The sequence below is a fragment of the Bacillus mesophilum genome, assembly GCF_008923265.1.
Taxonomy (GTDB): domain Bacteria; phylum Bacillota; class Bacilli; order Bacillales; family Cytobacillaceae; genus Cytobacillus; species Cytobacillus mesophilum.
On record NZ_WBOT01000006.1, the window covers coordinates 40,838 to 56,560 of the forward strand.

The following is a 15,723-nucleotide window of genomic DNA, read 5'->3' on the forward strand; positions in this document are numbered from 1 at the left end:
AAGGCCTAGTTCCATTATTGGCAATACAATCTATACATACTCCTTTTATTCTGACAAACAATAAGATGAAGATCTACTTTGAGGTTACGATTCCTCAGATCCCAAACCTTATGATAAGAATGAAAGGGGTATTTTATTTATGCCGCATACTTCAGATAATGACAAGAAAGCAAAAGACAACAATGCCCTTCGCCATGAAAAAAACATGATGCGTGAAAAAAACCGTAAAGCAGGCAAACACCAGTATTCGAAGAAAACGGATCATCTATAAGTTACCGGCAATAAGACTGCTTTTATTGTTTTAAGTAATCATTCAGCAATGAAATAACGAGCCAGCTCAGCTTGGCTCGTTATTTTCCTTTTTAACATATGTCCATCCTTCTTCCTGATAGACACGTCCCTCTTTCATTAACCTGCCAAGTGCTCTTTTAAATGAAGCTTTGCTAAGATTAAAACGGTCATTAATATCTTCTGGGGCACTTTTATCCCAATAAGGCATCGCTCCGCCGCGTGACTCTAAATAAGATAGTATAACCTGTGAATCATCGTCCAGTGCTTCTTGTTTACGCGGAATCAATGAAACATTAATGGTGCCATCGTCTTTTACATCAATGACTCTTCCTTCTACCTTTTCTCCTAAGCGCGGCTCTGTTTTTCTCTGTGATTCATGAATAAATCCTTTAAAGCCCTCGGCTGTATAAATCCAGCTGCCCACTTTTGCTGTTCGGTAAATATGTCCATGAATGTTTTTATTGAAATCACTTGCCTCTGCTTTTACAGAGATATCTGTAATCACTGGGTCAGTTGCTGTTTTCACATAGATCCGATAATTCTTGTTGACTCGAAGTGTAATGTACAGCAGATCATCCACTTCCGGCCAAACACTTTCATGCACTGGCAAATCCTCTTCACCAAGCAGCATATCCTTTTGAATGCCAATGTTAATAAAGACACCGATGCCTGGTTTTACATCGCTTACCTTTGCCCAGCCATATGTTCCAACCGTAATTTCCGGCAATATCGTTGTTGCTGCAATTCTATTTTGAGAGTCTATATATAAAAAGACATCTACTTCTTGATCCAGCTCAAGTTCTTCTTGCAATTCATTATTATGTACAAGTACATCTTCTTCTCCATCTGTTAAAAAATATCCAAAATCCGCTTTTCTTGAAACGGTTAAATTCGTAATACGTCCAATAAAATCATGTAAAGCCATCATATTCCTCCTAAAGTTGTTTGGCTTGCTATATTTTACTATAATAAGAATAGAAAGTGAAACGTCTTCTATCAAGCGTTATCATTTATTATAACTGCAGCCGTAGAAATTATGGTTTTTTCTAAGAGCAAGGAGGAGTAGTATGTCAAAGGAAAGTTCATTTGATATTGTATCAAAGGTAGATTTTTCAGAAGTAACAAATGCCATTAATATTGCGATGAAAGAGATTTCAACACGATATGATTTTAAAGGCAGCAAAAGCGATGTAAAGCTTGATAAAGAGGAATTAGTGCTCGTCTCAGATGATGAATACAAGCTGGAGCAATTGAAGGATGTTGTAATCAGTAAATTGATTAAAAGAGGCATTCCTATCCGCAACCTCGACTACAGCAAAATCGAAGGAGCTTCTGGCGGTACGGTCAGACAGCGGGCAAAGCTGATTCAGGGCATTGACAAAGATAATGCCAAAAAGATTAACACACTGATAAAAAACAGCGGTCTAAAAGTAAAAAGCCAGGTTCAGGATGACCAGGTTCGTGTGACGGGCAAAAACCGTGATGACCTGCAGCAAATCATTTCAGCCGTTAAGGACGCAGATCTAACAGTAGATGTACAATTTGTTAATTACAGATAAAAGGTTTACTTCCTGGAGCAGCCATTGGCTGCTTTTTTTGGGGGCAGTAGAGGGTGCATCCCCCTCTACTGCCTGCCATCCGTTTCACTTCACAAATTGATACATCATAATTTCGTCATGATAATGACCATCACTCGTTTTAATGTGTTTAATTTTTCTTCCTTCTTCCTTAAAACCAAGCTTCTTATATAAATAATAAGCTCTATCATTATGGGAAAAGACCTCTAAACATACCTTCTCAATACCAGGCTCTTTTTTTGCCCAATGAAGTAATTCCTCAATGAGTGCAGATCCAAGTCCGCCATTGCAGTATTTTGCTTGAATGGATATGCCAAAATATCCGATATGACGAACCTTCATTCTTTCTTTTGGTGAAAAGTTCAGCATCCCGATTATTTCCCCTGCTTCATTTTCAGCTACAAGCAGCAGGTGCTTCGGATATGAATTATTCAGTATCCATTTCTGTTCCTTTTCAATGGTCATGTCATATTCCTCTGGCTCTGTTAACAAGAAGTCTGTTTCTTCAAACACTATTTTACAATGTTCAATAATGCCTTTAGCATCTTCTAACACAGCTTTTCTAATTGTAATCAATTCTTTTCCCCACCTTTATATATATCTAAGGTTTTTCTTATTTTTATTATAGACTCAATTTTTTGTCTTTTTGCTTTTTTTTAGACTGATTTATTTACTGCTAATAATTTCCATGTTTTTTTCTGATACTAAGTTGGAATGTATTATATATCACAGTTATTATTTGGAGGTATTTAACATGACAAACGATAAGCTTAATATTCCAACAAGTGTACCGGCACAGCATCAAAACGAGCAGCCTGGTGTAGAAGATAAAATGAAGCCTGAACCTATTTATGTTGATCCAGACTATCGAGGCTCTGGAAAGCTGAAAGGAAAAGTCGCTCTTATTACTGGAGGAGACAGCGGAATCGGTAAATCCGCTGCTATTTATTTTGCTAAAGAAGGTGCAGATGTAGCAATCGTTTATTTGGACGAGCATAAAGATGCAGAAGACGCAAAAAATGCGATTGAAGCAGAAGGGCAGCAATGTCTCTTGATTTCCGGGGATATTGGAAAAGAAGATTTCTGTAAGGAAGTAGTGAAAAAGACATTGGATCAGTTCTCGAAAATTGATGTTCTTGTCAACAATGCTGCAGAACAGCATCCGCAAAAGAGTCTTTTGGATATTACGTCCGAACAGCTTGAAAAAACATTCAGAACCAATATTTTCTCATTTTTCTATTTAACGAAAGCTGTACTTCCTCACTTACAAAAGGGCAGTTCCATTATTAACACAGCTTCAGTTACGGCATATGCCGGCAATGAGCTTCTTATCGATTATTCATCCACAAAAGGAGCGATAGTATCGTTCACGCGTTCATTATCCGCTTCACTGGCAGGGCAAGGCATCCGCGTAAACGGAGTAGCACCAGGACCAATTTGGACACCGTTAATACCATCTACATTTGATGAGAAGAATGTTTCGACCTTTGGACAAGATACGCCGCTTGGCCGTCCTGGACAGCCATTTGAGCTCGCACCAAGCTATGTTTATTTAGCATCTGATGATTCTACTTATGTCAGCGGGCAAATGATTCATGTAAATGGCGGGAAAGTGCTTAACGGATAAAAGATAAAACAAAAAAACACAGAGAGTATCTCTGTGTTTTTTTGCTTTACCTCAAGTTCGGTGCTGCACAAGTTGATCTCTCAACAATTTGATGCGGAATGATAATGCGTTTTACAGGTTCTTTCGGATTCTCGATTAGTTGAATAAGACTCCTTGATGCCTCGAAACCTAAATCGAAAATATTAATATCAACCGAAGTAAGCGGCGGTCGCGACATCTCTGCAATAATGACATTGTTAAAGCTTATAATAGACATGTCCTCAGGTACAGCCAGTCCAATTTCGTTTAGAGTATTTAACACGCCTAATGCCATTAAGTCATCCGAGACCACTAAGGCAGTCGGCGGGCGCTCCAGAGAAAGCAAACCTCGTATTGCTTCCTGACCGCCCTCCCGCAAAAATTGCTCATGGACAATATATTCATTAACAAGGTTGATTCCTGCTTCTCTGATCGCTTTTTCGTAACCTAGAAGACGTTCAACTGTTACAACCATATTTAAGCTTCCGCCGACAAAAGCAATTTGCTGATGGCCAAGCTTGATTAAGTATTCTGTTACGTCTTTTGCAGCACGGAAATTATCATTATCCACATGAGTTATTTCTTCTACATTTTTAAATGGTTTTCCAATTACAACAAAAGGGAAATTCCGTTCACGCAAGTAGGATTGAATCTTATCCTCGACTTTGGAATATAAAAGGATTACTCCATCTACCCGGCCACCTTGCACCATTTGCATAACCCCGTCAAAAATTTCCTCATCTGTCTTTCCTGTTGTCATATGAAGGGCATAATGCTTTACATGGGCTCCTTCACTAAGTCCTCTTAAGACTGTGGAGAAGAAGGGATTCTGAAAAACAATATCCGCTGAGCTTGGCATCACAAGACCAATTGCCTGTGTTGACTGGCTTGCGAGACTTCTGGCAATAAAGTTAGGATGATATCCTAGCTGTCTCATCGCCTCTTTTACTTTTTTCTTTGTTTTTTCACTAATGCGCGGGTTATTTGCAATTACTCTGGAAACGGTCGACGGTGCTACATTTGCGAGTTTTGCAACATCCTTAATCGTAACTGCCATGACCATCACCTCCTACTACGTTTTGCCTTATGATCAACAGCATTGATCTCATACTCTCATATATAAAGACCGTGTTTTAATTTGTTTCGGGTTCGTTCTGTTTTGATCTTTTTTTGACAATGAATAAAAATGCAATAAAAGCCACAATAATTCCAATCATAATGGCTATATGTGTAAAATTAATGCCCGTTTTTTCAGCTAATACATAAACCTCAGCTTCTTCACGATCTGTTACAATCGTATAATTTCCATCATTATCACTTCGGACAAGGTCACCATTTAAAAGACCCCTTAGTTCCATGTCAGCAGGAATATCCTCTTCTGTTAATACGACAGTTTGAGTTTCAGATGTATTATTTAATGCTACAATACTTGTTTCATCTTCATAAACTCTTTTATACAGAGCCATTCCCTGGTCTTCGTTCAATAACTCCATTGAACCTCTAGTTAAAGATGGCAGTTCATTGCGTACCTCGCCTAGCTTCGTTATATACTCGATTAACTCTTTGTCCGTGCGGAAGTCCATTTGCTTGCGGTTATCTGGATCTTCCCCTCCATCTAATGCAATTTCACTTCCATAATAAACAATCGGTATTCCAGGCACAGTGTAAAGATAGGAAAGAGCCATCCTCCATCTCGGCCCAGGATGCTGATTTTTAAGAATTGCATCTCTCGTAAACCGGACGGTATCATGGTTGTCCATAAACGTTCCTAATAGATATGGCTGTTCATATATTTGTTTATTATTTTCCCAAGTCTGAAATAACCAGTGCAGAGATTGGTCTGGCTCAGCAAATGCAGTTCTTAAATGATCATTTAAGGGATAATCTACAAAACCATCAATTCCCGTTTCAGCATAATCGGCTATATATTCAGGATCTTCAGCCCAAACTTCTCCAAGCAAATAAAAATCGTCCTTGACACTTTTCACTTCTTTGGAAAATTCAGTCCAAAACGATTTCGGAACATGCTTAACCGTATCTAGGCGATAGCCATCAATATCTGTTTCAGTAATCCACCATTTTGCTGCATCAATTAAGTAATCTCTCACTTCAGGATTTTCCTGGTTTAAGTCAGGCAGTCCGTAAATCCAGCCATTTTCAAGCTCTTCTTGATCTGACCAGTTCGTAATTTCCTTCTCTTCATGGAACCAGTCTGCTTTCTCTGGATCTTGAGCAAATTCATGCTCTGTTCCGGTATGATTGACAACAAAATCAAGAATCACTTTTATATCACGCTTGTGTGCTTCTTTTACAAGTTCTTTAAACTCATCAATCGTTCCAAAATGCTCTTCCGTATTATAAAAGTCATTAATCCAATACCCGTGATAGCCCATATCCTGATTATCAAAAACAGGCGTCAGCCAAATAGCTGTAAATCCCATCTCTTGAATATAATCAAGTTCATCCATCACACCTTGAAAATCACCGCCGTGATAGGCTTTAGGATCCTTTACATCCACTTTAAAGTCATTGGAATTATCTCCATTGCTAAAGCGATCAATCATTAAAAAATAAATTGTTTCATCTTGCCAGCTACGCTCTTCTTTTTCAACTGCTCCTACCGGTAGGGCGCAAAAAAGAAGAAACGGGATTAAGATGAGAGTCCATACTCTGAATTTCATCGCCGCTCCTCCTTCAGTTTCAAGCAAAATATTGCTTGTAAATTGTTCAGCCCTTTAAGATTAGCCTTTTGTTCCCCCAGCCGTCAAACCAGATACAAAATATTTTTGGAAAAACAAGAAAAGAATTGCGATTGGGATCGCGATCAGCACAGAACCGGCTGCAAATTTTGTGAATTCATTCCCGAACTGTTTTGCTACCATCTCATATAACCCAACTGCCATCGTGAACTTTTCATCTGTTCTAAGAATAATTCTCGCAAGAATGAAATCACCAAATGGCGCAATGAATGAAAATAACGCCACAACTGCCACAATTGGTTTAGCAAGCGGCATAATGATTTGGAAAAAGACTCTAAAGTGACTTGCTCCATCCATGCGGGCTGATTCATCAAGCTCTTTCGGAATCGTATCCAAATATCCTTTCATCAGCCAAGTGTTCATTGGTATTTGACCGCCAACATATACAAGAATTAATCCAAGATGTGTATCAATTAAACCTGTTCTTGTTGCAAGAACAAAAATAGCAATAAGTGCTGCAAAGTTAGGAATCATCTGCAGAATTAAAAACGTAAGCAACCCATTTTTTCTGCCGACAAAACGGTATCTTGAAAAAGAGTAAGCTGTCAATGAAACAGTGATGACGGTTAAGATCATGGTCATAACACTAATTTTCAGAGAGTTAAGATACCATTTCACATAATTCGATTCTTCCATATCAAACAAAAATCGATAGTGATCTAGAGTTGGATTTTCCGGAAACATTTTGCTTCCTGATAAACTCTGCCCCGGATTAAATGATGAACCAATTACCCAAAGAAGCGGGTAAATAACAATTAATACGACAAACGCAATAATTAAATAGGATACAGTTAAGCGGACGATTTTATTTTTTTTCATACTCATAGCTACATCATATCCTCTTCTTTAAATGATTTTGTTCGTTTGAATTGCCATAAGGCGATACTTATAACAATTAAAGATAGAATCATCGTAATAGCTGCTGCTTTCCCATATTGAGCAGATGTCATGGTCAATTTATAGATCCATGAAATTAAAATATCCGATCCCCCGGCATTTTGCCCTGGAAGTGCAGGTCCTCCGCCATTAAAGAGGAAGATAACATTAAAGTTGTTAAAGTTAAACGTGTACTGTGTAATAATGATTGGCGCTGTCGCAAATAACACAAGCGGCAAGGTAATTTTTCTGAACTTCTGCAGCATGGATGCTCCATCTACAGTTGCTGCCTCGTAGAGTTCATCTGGTATAGATTGAAGAACACCAGTTGTCATGGCAAAAATGAATGGGAATCCAAGCCATGACTGAATAAAAATAAGAGCAAGCCTCGTCCATCCTTCCTCTGTCATCCAGGGGATTGCTCCAATGCCGATTGCATCAAGCAGGGTTCGGTTAATGACACCAAATGATTCATTAAACATCCCTGAGAATATCAAAATGGAAATAAAGGATGGTACAGCCCAAGGTAAAATTAATACTGTTCTAATAATGGCTTTTCCTTTTAAATCCTTTTGATTGACTAAGATTGCCAGGAAGATACCAAGTGCAACCTGCAATGTAGTTGCTCCAAAAGTCCATACAATCGTCCAGCCAAATACACCAATGAATGTTTCTCTCCAAAGATCCAGCTTGAAAATATCAATAAAGTTTTGAACACCGATCCAATCAACAAGCTTAGCAGGCGGTGAATGATATAAATCATAATTTGTAAAGGAAAGTAAGATAACGAAAAGAATTGGGAAAATAACAACAAATACTAAAAGGAAAAATCCCGGAGAAATCATTAAATATGGAAAACCGCTATCAAGTAAATTATGATACTGTTCTTTTACGCTATTTAACTTTCTGCCTTCATCCCGTTTTCTTCCATTGCTAAGGGCATCATAAATATTAAATGCATAAATAACGAGACCCAAAGCTGTTACAATGAGAGCTATAATTCCATCAATCAATAAGAATATGGAATGATCGAGATTCGGAATTTCACCTAGTGTAAACAGCCCCCAAAACCCCCACGATAATGTATCTGTAAAGGCAATAAAGAAGGAAGCCGTTAAAATGAGAAAGATGATTCCCTTTAAGTATTGTTTATTATAAAACTGCCCTATGCCTGGTAAAATCGACAGCAGAGCAGCATTTCTGCCATGGTTAGTTTTAATAGTATGTTCGGTCATTGCTACATCCCTCCTCCTCTATGAAAGAGAAAGTTTAGTATAATTTAAAAGCGGCAAGGGTCTTGCCGCATCATGCCTTGTCAGTTTAATCAAAGCATAGGGCAATACTCTATTTGAGAGCATTGCCGCTATTTTATGTGCTCTTGATTTTTTTATTAATTAGTTGCCTGGATGGTTTGTTTCAATATTTGTTTTAATTGTTTCAACAGCTTCATCTAAAGCCGCTTTTGGATCAGATTTACCAGTAGCAATTGTCTGCAGTGCAGATGCCATTGGTGCCCAAACTTCTCCCATTTCAGGAATGTTTGGCATTGGAATCGCATATTGAGATTGTTCTGCAACAGCTTTTGCAGCTTCATTTTCCGCTATAATCGGATCATCGATTAGTGATTTCACCGGTGGAATCTCTTGTGTTAATTCAAAGCGAGTTTTTGCATTTTCTTCGTTTGTGATATGCTCAATAAGTTTTGTGGACCAGTAAGGATTTTTCGTAAATTGTGTTACATGCCAGCCTTTAACACCCATAAATGTTTTTACAGGCTCTCCATTTGGAAGCTTCGGCATTGGAGCAACCCCAACTTCAATTCCAGCATCCTTCATACCTTGAAGTGCCCAAGGACCATTCATGACAGAAGCAGCATTTCCTTCGTTAAATAATCCGTCTCTAGCCGCTCCGCCTGTCTCACCGATGATTCCGCTTGGGAATAATCCGTCAGCATACCACTTTTGAATGAACTCAGCGCCAGCGATTGCACCTTCATTATTTAAACCAATATCATTACGGTCTAATGCGCCATCATTATCTTTAAATACATATCCGCCCATTCCGGCAAGATAGCCATGAGCCATATAGAAATCATCTAATACTGCGATAAAGCCATATTGATCACCGCTCGTAAGCTCTTTAGCCTGCTCGTATAACTCATCCATTGTCTCAGGCGCTTGATCCATTAATGCTTTATTATAGATAAATACGGGTGTTTCAGTTGACTTTGGAAGTCCATATAATTTGCCGTCAAACATTTGAGCAGAAATGGATGACTCGCTGAATGTATCTAATACCGCATCTTCTACTTGGATTTCCTGCAGAAGACCTTCTGTTACCACCTGACCGATTTGATCATGAGGTAAAGTAACAACGTCAGGAGCATTTCCAGCCGGACCATCTAATCTTAATTGATCACGAATTTTGTCGGCCATATTTAATTCTACGTATTCTACTTCAATGCCATATTCTTCTTCAAATGACTCAATTGCAGGTTCTAAGGCAATGCCTTTATCTACATCTTCCCAGACAACAAGCTTTTCTGGTTTTGGCTCTTCACCTTGATTTTCTGTATTATTATTTTCGTCTTCTGTACTTTGTTCTCTTGCTTCTCGATCTGGACCACATGCTGCAAGCAATCCTAATAGTAAAACCAGCATCATAAAGATAGATAATGATTTTTTCATGGTATTGCCCCCTCCTAATAGTTATGTTTCTATTGTCATTGTACAACCGTTTGCACAAAAATGTAAGCGTTATTATTGTATTTGTAAAAAATAATTGCTTACCTTTTTATCCACTTACTTTTCACTCTAATATCTGTTTAATTCTCAGTGAAAACGATTGCACAATTTCAATCTTTATTATACAGGCTTTTTTTATTTTGACAATATTTTTTTTATGTTCTTATTGAATTATGCTGATTTAATCTAATTTCTTCTGTAAATATTTTTGCATATTACTGCTCTGTTTCTGCATATATTCAACGATTACATGCCATTCTATATATTTTAAAGCAGCTAAAATTCATTATGGGATTTCGTTTATTGTAAAACTAAAAAAATAGATAATGAATCTTTCTGAAAATATGTTATAATGCAACCGATTGCACTAAAAGGAGTGATATAGATATGGAAAAATCCTCGATTATCCATTTCCCTGCAGATCAATTTGTGTATGCTGCAGACAATAAGACCTTACATATAAAAATTTTCACAAAAAAGGATGATGTTCTGTCCGTCAGTCTGCTCCATGGAGATCAATATATATGGAAAGATGGCAAATGGGTTTACGAACAAACAGAAATGAAAAAAGCGGGCAGTGATCTTCACTATGATTACTGGCTTGCAGCCATTACGCCTCCATACCGCCGCAGCAGATATGGCTTTGCACTTACAAATGAAAAGGAAACAGTGATACTAACTGAAAAGGGATTTTACGAAACACCTCCGGCTGATTCAGGCTATTATTTCAACTTTCCATATCTCCATGAATCTGAAGTCTTTCAAGCCCCAGCTTGGGTGAAAGACACCGTATGGTATCAAATCTTTCCTGAGAGATTTGCGAATGGAAATCCTGCAATAGATCCTGAAGGCACACTGCCTTGGGGAAGTGAAGAACCTACTCCTGCTAATTTCTTTGGCGGCGACTTTGAAGGTGTTATTGAGCACCTTGATTATTTAGTAGAGCTTGGCATTAACGGTATCTACTTTACGCCTGTCTTTAAAGCATACTCGAATCATAAATACGATACCATTGATTATCTAGAATTAGATCCTCAATTTGGCACAAAGGAGACATTAAAGAAACTGGTAACTGAATGCCATAAACGAGGCATACGTGTCATGCTTGATGCTGTATTTAATCATAGTGGGTACTACTTCCCTCCTTTTCAGGATGTATTAAAAAACGGGGACCAATCAAAATATAAAGACTGGTTTCACCCGCACAGCTTTCCACTGGATACAAAGGCTGAACGCCCAAACTATGAAACCTTTGCCTTTGTTGGTGCGATGCCAAAATTGAACACTAAAAATACAGATGTAAAAAAGTACTTATTTAAGGTAGCGAAATACTGGATTGAAGAATTCAATATTGATGGCTGGAGATTAGATGTTGCCAATGAAATCGATCATCAATTCTGGCGTGAATTTCGACAGGCTGTCAAAACCGTTAAACCGGATTTATATATTTTAGGAGAAGTATGGCACAATTCAATGCCATGGCTGCGCGGTGATCAATTCGACGCTGTTATGAATTATCCTTTCACAACCAATGTCCTTAACCTTTTGGCTGCAAAAACCATTACCGCCCAGCAATTTGCTGATAATATGACAGCAGTTCTTCATAGTTATCCATCAACCGTAAATACAGCTGCCTTTAACTTAGTAGGCAGCCATGATACTCCAAGAATTTTAACGGAGTGCGGAGACAGTAAGGATCACTTGAAATTAGTTTTCACTTTGTTATTTACGTTTATCGGCTCCCCTTGCCTTTATTACGGGGATGAAATTGGTTTAAATGGTGAAATGGACCCTGGCTGCCGCAAATGTATGATTTGGGATGTGGAAAAACAGGATCGAGATATGTTTTCGCATGTACAGAAACTTATTTCTCTGCGCAAATCGGAAAAGCTGCTTGCAAATGAAGGAGAGCTTGAGTTTTTAAAAACAGACTTCCCGAATCTTGTTGCGTTTCGGAAATTCACGCCTTCTAAATCCGTGATCGTGCTGGTGAATGCATCGGATGATGAAGTATTTTACACATTGCCTTACTCATTAAAAGGGCAGCTTGTCCGTAATTTATACAGTAATGAAGATTTTGCAGGAGAAGCAGATACTCTCCAAGTTAAACTTGAAGGACTTGATTTTTCTATTTTGTCTATTGACCATGCAAATCCCATCCTTTAAAATTGGAATTTAGTTTAAGTCAACAGTCAGGAGAAAATTGAATGAGTCAAAATCAGAAAAAGCTCACCTTATTTGCCTTAACATGGCCGATTTTTATTGAAGTCCTCTTGCATATGCTTATGGGGAATGCAGATACATTAATGCTCTCCCAGTATTCTGATGATTCTGTTGCTGCAGTTGGAGTGGCTAATCAAATCCTTTCATTGGTCATTGTCATGTTTGGTTTTATAGCGACAGGAACCGCCATATTAATTGCTCAAAACATTGGTGCAAACAGACTTCAGACTGCAGGCGAAATTTCGGTTGTTTCACTTGCTGTCAATCTTGTTTTTGGAATTCTATTAAGTATTTTGCTGTTTTTCACTGGAAAACCTTTATTGCTTTTAATGGATCTGCCAAGCGAGCTGCTGGATGAAGCCTATATTTACTTAGTTATTGTTGGCGGTTTTTCCTTTGTTCAAGCAGTCATTATGACGATTGGTGCAACGGTCAGAAGCTACGGTTTTACAAGAGATATTATGTACATTACGATCGGGATGAACATCCTTAATGTGGCTGGAAACTACCTCTTTATTTTTGGTCCTTTCGGATTTCCCGTATTAGGGGTTGAAGGAGTTGCCATTTCGACTGCTGTCAGCAGATTTATTGGTCTAATCGTATCTATTATGGTTCTCGTTAAAAGAACGAATGGCGAACTTCCTTTCAGAAAGCTGTTTCAGCTACCAAAGGAGCATATACGAAATCTGCTGAAAATCGGAATTCCCTCTGCAGGTGAACAGCTGTCTTATAATGCTTCCCAAATGGTGATTACGATCTTCATTGCTGCTCTAGGCACAGAAGCATTAACGGCTCGAGTATACACACAAAATATTATGATGTTCATTTTTCTTTTCAGTGTCGCAATCAGCCAAGGTACACAAATTTTAATTGGCCATATGATTGGTGCAGGCAAATTTGAAGAAGCTTATAAAAGATGTATGCAAAGCTTGCGTTTAGCGATTGCCATTTCTTTAGGTACAGCCATTTTATTCTCGATCTTTTCCGAGAATCTGCTTGGTATTTTCACATCTAACCCAGAAATCATTGAAACTGGTGCATTTCTGATCCTGCTGACGATTATATTAGAGCCTGGCCGCTCATTTAATCTAGTCGTTATTAACTCTTTGCGTGCTGCTGGAGATGTGAAATTCCCTGTGTATATCGGAATTTTATCCATGTGGGGCGTAAGTGTTAGCCTATCCTATCTGCTCGGAATCCATTTTGGACTTGGGCTGACTGGCATTTGGATTGCATTTATTGCTGATGAATGGCTGCGGGGCATTCTCATGCTTTTCCGCTGGAGATCAGGTGTCTGGAGAAGCAAAGGCTTTGTGACAGCAAAACAGGGTGCATAGTTTGATTTTTTTATTAAAAGATAGACAAAGAGCCACCATTCATATGCTGGCTCTTTGTCTATTCTTAATCAACTATATTAATATTGTAATCTTTTACCCAGAAGTGTATTTGTGCAAGATGAGCAAGCAGCTGCGGGCCTGTCATCAGCTGACCAAACCAAGGCTCTTTAAAAGCTTCCCCTTTTGTTTCAATAATGCTTTTGAGCTTTTTTTCGTCAAAAAGCTCATATAAAACCGAAGAACGATCTTCTAAAATCTCGCTTAGCATATTTTGCACGGCGTTCGTATAAGTAGGATTATGTGTCTTCGGGTAAGGACTCTTCTTCCTATATAGAACCTCTTCTGGAAGAATGCCCTCAAGTGCTTTTCTCAACAGCCCCTTTTCCCTGTTGCCATGCATTTTCATATCCCATGGAATATTCCAGACATATTCAACAAGGCGGTGATCTGCAAACGGTACACGCACCTCAAGACTTGCGCCCATACTCATACGATCCTTGCGGTCAAGCAGTGTTGTCATAAAGTAAATCATATTGATATAGAAAAGCTCGCGGCGCTTCGCATCAATCCCGCTTTCTCCCTCTAATCTTGGAGTCTCGGCAACCGCTTGATTGTATTTCTCAATTGTATAGTCTTTTAGATTTAATTTTGATTGTAAGTCTGCTTTTAATAATCCTTGACGCTCATTAATCGACCTCATCCAAGGAAATCCCTCGCGGTTTAAATCGTCTGGGCGATGGAACCAAGGATAGCCGCCGAAAATTTCGTCTGCACATTCACCAGATAAGCTGACAGTATAATCCTTCTTAATTTCACGGCAAAACCAAAGAAGTGATGAGTCAATATCCGCCATCCCAGGCAAATCTCTTACATGTACAGCTTCGATTAAATGTTCTGCAAGCTCTTCTTGCGTAATGATCGAGCTATGATGCACAGTATTGAATGTTTCCGTCATTTTTTGGATAAATGCGGCATCTGAATTTGGCTGAAAGTCATTTGCTTTGAAAAATACATCATTGCCCTCATAATCAATTGAATAAGTATGAAGTTTTTTCCCTTCTGCCTCATATGTCTTTGCAGCAATGGCCGTAATGGCACTTGAATCTAATCCCCCAGATAAAAAAGTACATAACGGGACATCTGATACAAGCTGTCTATTAACTGCATCTGTAAATAGCTCTCGAACCTTTCCAGCGGTATCTTCAAGCGAATCGGTGTGCTGTGAGCTTTTGACATTCCAATAGCGCTTTATGTTTATGCCTTTCTTTGTAACCGTCATGGCATGTGCTGGACGAAGTTCCTTTATTCCTTTAAACACGCCAGAGCCTGGAGATCTTGATGGCCCAAGACCAAATACTTCGGAGAGTCCTTCCCGATCAATTTCTGTTTTCACATCTGGATGAGCCAGAATGGCCTTTAGCTCCGAACCAAATAAAAGCCCCGCTGAAGTTTCTTTATAGAACAAAGGCTTAACTCCAAGACGGTCTCTCCCGATAAAGAGCTGATTTTTATTGGCATCCCAGATGGCAAATGCAAAGATCCCATTTAAGTGATCAACACAATTTTCTCCCCATTCAATATAAGAAGTCAGCAAAACCTCTGTATCAGAATGACCTTTAAAAGAATATCCTTTTATAAGGAGTTCTTTTCGGATGTCTTCCGTATTGTATAATTCGCCATTATAGCAGATGGTATAGCTGCTATTTCTTTTTTCAATTGTCATCGGCTGTATGCCGCCTTCTGGATCTACAACCACAAGACGCTTATGGCCAAAACCAGCATGCTCAGCTGCCCATACATTTGTATCATCCGGCCCTCTTTTTGAGAGTGTCTCTGTCATTTTCCCAAGGATTTCAGTTTGATTACTTATATTGTTGTTAAAATCAATCCAGCCTGTTATACCGCACATGCAATAATCATCCTTTCTGTCCGTATCATTCTCGGGTGGCCGTTTTAGCAGGGCAATGATATTTACTTCATTCTTTATCCAATTCACCCATTTATTTCGAGTGGATAATTGGGCACCTTCACATGGATTTATTGTATGCAGGAAATGGTCTTTGGTTAATTGTCCTATGCTGAATCATGGGCAGAATTTACAAACCATGTTGATCTTCCACATTAAGCTTATTTAAGCACCTTTAAAAAAATGATACCGTCATTCTTCCATGTTAGAGTGAGTTGTTTGTAATGAGAGGCGTGTAACCCCTGCGGCAAAGGCATACTACCAGCCCGCGGGAGTGTGAATTCTACAATGAAAATATTCTTTTT

Annotated in this window: 13 protein-coding genes; 5 read left to right on the top strand and 8 right to left on the bottom strand. The window is 38.7% G+C overall.

From position 1 onward, the window contains the following. Window positions 1-139 precede the first annotated feature (139 nt). A complete protein-coding gene (locus tag F7732_RS16970) occupies window positions 140-271 on the top strand; it encodes a DUF3941 domain-containing protein (RefSeq protein WP_075981472.1) in 132 nt (43 codons plus the stop codon). 66 nt (window positions 272-337) lie between these two features. Here F7732_RS16970 and F7732_RS16975 read toward each other — a convergent pair whose 3' ends face one another. Further along, window positions 338-1,216, bottom strand: a complete 879-nt coding sequence (locus F7732_RS16975) for a CvfB family protein (protein WP_151575202.1) — start codon at window positions 1,214-1,216, stop codon at window positions 338-340. Between the two features lie 142 nt (window positions 1,217-1,358). On the opposite strand from F7732_RS16975, the gene F7732_RS16980 reads away from it, so the two are divergent. Further along, window positions 1,359-1,850: a YajQ family cyclic di-GMP-binding protein gene (locus F7732_RS16980; protein ID WP_151575204.1), complete on the top strand. Its 492-nt coding sequence runs from the start codon at window positions 1,359-1,361 to the stop codon at window positions 1,848-1,850. Window positions 1,851-1,934: 84 nt separating this feature from the next. Here the strand turns inward: F7732_RS16980 and F7732_RS16985 are convergent, their stop codons facing one another. Further along, window positions 1,935-2,444: a GNAT family N-acetyltransferase gene (locus F7732_RS16985; protein ID WP_151575206.1), complete on the bottom strand. Its 510-nt coding sequence runs from the start codon at window positions 2,442-2,444 to the stop codon at window positions 1,935-1,937. A gap of 178 nt (window positions 2,445-2,622) precedes the next feature. Between F7732_RS16985 and F7732_RS16990 the strand changes: the two genes are divergently transcribed. Then, window positions 2,623-3,495, top strand: a complete 873-nt coding sequence (locus F7732_RS16990; protein ID WP_151575208.1) for an SDR family oxidoreductase — start codon at window positions 2,623-2,625, stop codon at window positions 3,493-3,495. Between the two features lie 46 nt (window positions 3,496-3,541). Here F7732_RS16990 and F7732_RS16995 read toward each other — a convergent pair whose 3' ends face one another. The 5 genes from F7732_RS16995 to F7732_RS17015 all read right to left on the bottom strand — a co-directional run bounded on the left by F7732_RS16995 (window position 3,542) and on the right by F7732_RS17015 (window position 9,835). Continuing rightward, window positions 3,542-4,570 (bottom strand): LacI family DNA-binding transcriptional regulator, encoded by a 1,029-nt coding sequence (locus F7732_RS16995; RefSeq protein WP_151575210.1) that lies wholly within the window; start codon window positions 4,568-4,570, stop codon window positions 3,542-3,544. Between the two features lie 76 nt (window positions 4,571-4,646). After that, a complete protein-coding gene (locus F7732_RS17000) occupies window positions 4,647-6,194 on the bottom strand; it encodes an alpha-amylase family glycosyl hydrolase (RefSeq protein ID WP_151575212.1) in 1,548 nt (515 codons plus the stop codon). Between the two features lie 60 nt (window positions 6,195-6,254). Continuing rightward, window positions 6,255-7,097 carry a sugar ABC transporter permease gene (locus tag F7732_RS17005; protein ID WP_151575214.1) on the bottom strand — a complete coding sequence of 281 codons (843 nt, stop codon included), beginning with the start codon at window positions 7,095-7,097 and terminating at the stop codon, window positions 6,255-6,257. Window positions 7,098-7,099: 2 nt separating this feature from the next. Next, window positions 7,100-8,383 (bottom strand): carbohydrate ABC transporter permease, encoded by a 1,284-nt coding sequence (locus tag F7732_RS17010; protein WP_151575216.1) that lies wholly within the window; start codon window positions 8,381-8,383, stop codon window positions 7,100-7,102. A 159-nt stretch (window positions 8,384-8,542) separates the two neighbouring features. Next, the gene (locus tag F7732_RS17015; protein ID WP_151575218.1) at window positions 8,543-9,835 is read right to left on the bottom strand and encodes an extracellular solute-binding protein; all 1,293 of its coding nucleotides are present in this window, start codon (window positions 9,833-9,835) and stop codon (window positions 8,543-8,545) included. A gap of 444 nt (window positions 9,836-10,279) precedes the next feature. Here F7732_RS17015 and F7732_RS17020 point away from each other — a divergent pair, with 444 nt between their 5' ends. Beyond that, on the top strand, window positions 10,280-12,058 hold the full coding sequence (locus F7732_RS17020) for a glycoside hydrolase family 13 protein (RefSeq protein WP_151575220.1): 1,779 nt from the start codon (window positions 10,280-10,282) through the stop codon (window positions 12,056-12,058). Window positions 12,059-12,099: 41 nt separating this feature from the next. After that, window positions 12,100-13,452: an MATE family efflux transporter gene (locus F7732_RS17025; protein WP_151575222.1), complete on the top strand. Its 1,353-nt coding sequence runs from the start codon at window positions 12,100-12,102 to the stop codon at window positions 13,450-13,452. 64 nt (window positions 13,453-13,516) lie between these two features. Here F7732_RS17025 and asnB read toward each other — a convergent pair whose 3' ends face one another. Continuing rightward, window positions 13,517-15,361 (bottom strand): asparagine synthase (glutamine-hydrolyzing), encoded by a 1,845-nt coding sequence (gene asnB, locus F7732_RS17030; protein ID WP_151575224.1) that lies wholly within the window; start codon window positions 15,359-15,361, stop codon window positions 13,517-13,519. Window positions 15,362-15,723 lie beyond the last annotated feature (362 nt).

What these genes read in the sequence shown, in the direction of transcription:
- F7732_RS16970 (WP_075981472.1), top strand. Translation starts at nt 140, where the DNA reads ATGCCGCATACTTCAGATAATGACAAGAAAGCAAAAGACAACAATGCC.
- F7732_RS16975 (WP_151575202.1), bottom strand. Translation starts at nt 1,216, where the DNA reads ATGGCTTTACATGATTTTATTGGACGTATTACGAATTTAACCGTTTCA.
- F7732_RS16980 (WP_151575204.1), top strand. Translation starts at nt 1,359, where the DNA reads ATGTCAAAGGAAAGTTCATTTGATATTGTATCAAAGGTAGATTTTTCA.
- F7732_RS16990 (WP_151575208.1), top strand. Translation starts at nt 2,623, where the DNA reads ATGACAAACGATAAGCTTAATATTCCAACAAGTGTACCGGCACAGCAT.
- F7732_RS16995 (WP_151575210.1), bottom strand. Translation starts at nt 4,570, where the DNA reads ATGGCAGTTACGATTAAGGATGTTGCAAAACTCGCAAATGTAGCACCG.
- F7732_RS17000 (WP_151575212.1), bottom strand. Translation starts at nt 6,194, where the DNA reads ATGAAATTCAGAGTATGGACTCTCATCTTAATCCCGTTTCTTCTTTTT.
- F7732_RS17005 (WP_151575214.1), bottom strand. Translation starts at nt 7,097, where the DNA reads ATGAGTATGAAAAAAAATAAAATCGTCCGCTTAACTGTATCCTATTTA.
- F7732_RS17010 (WP_151575216.1), bottom strand. Translation starts at nt 8,383, where the DNA reads ATGACCGAACATACTATTAAAACTAACCATGGCAGAAATGCTGCTCTG.
- F7732_RS17015 (WP_151575218.1), bottom strand. Translation starts at nt 9,835, where the DNA reads ATGAAAAAATCATTATCTATCTTTATGATGCTGGTTTTACTATTAGGA.
- F7732_RS17020 (WP_151575220.1), top strand. Translation starts at nt 10,280, where the DNA reads ATGGAAAAATCCTCGATTATCCATTTCCCTGCAGATCAATTTGTGTAT.
- F7732_RS17025 (WP_151575222.1), top strand. Translation starts at nt 12,100, where the DNA reads ATGAGTCAAAATCAGAAAAAGCTCACCTTATTTGCCTTAACATGGCCG.
- asnB (WP_151575224.1), bottom strand. Translation starts at nt 15,361, where the DNA reads ATGTGCGGTATAACAGGCTGGATTGATTTTAACAACAATATAAGTAAT.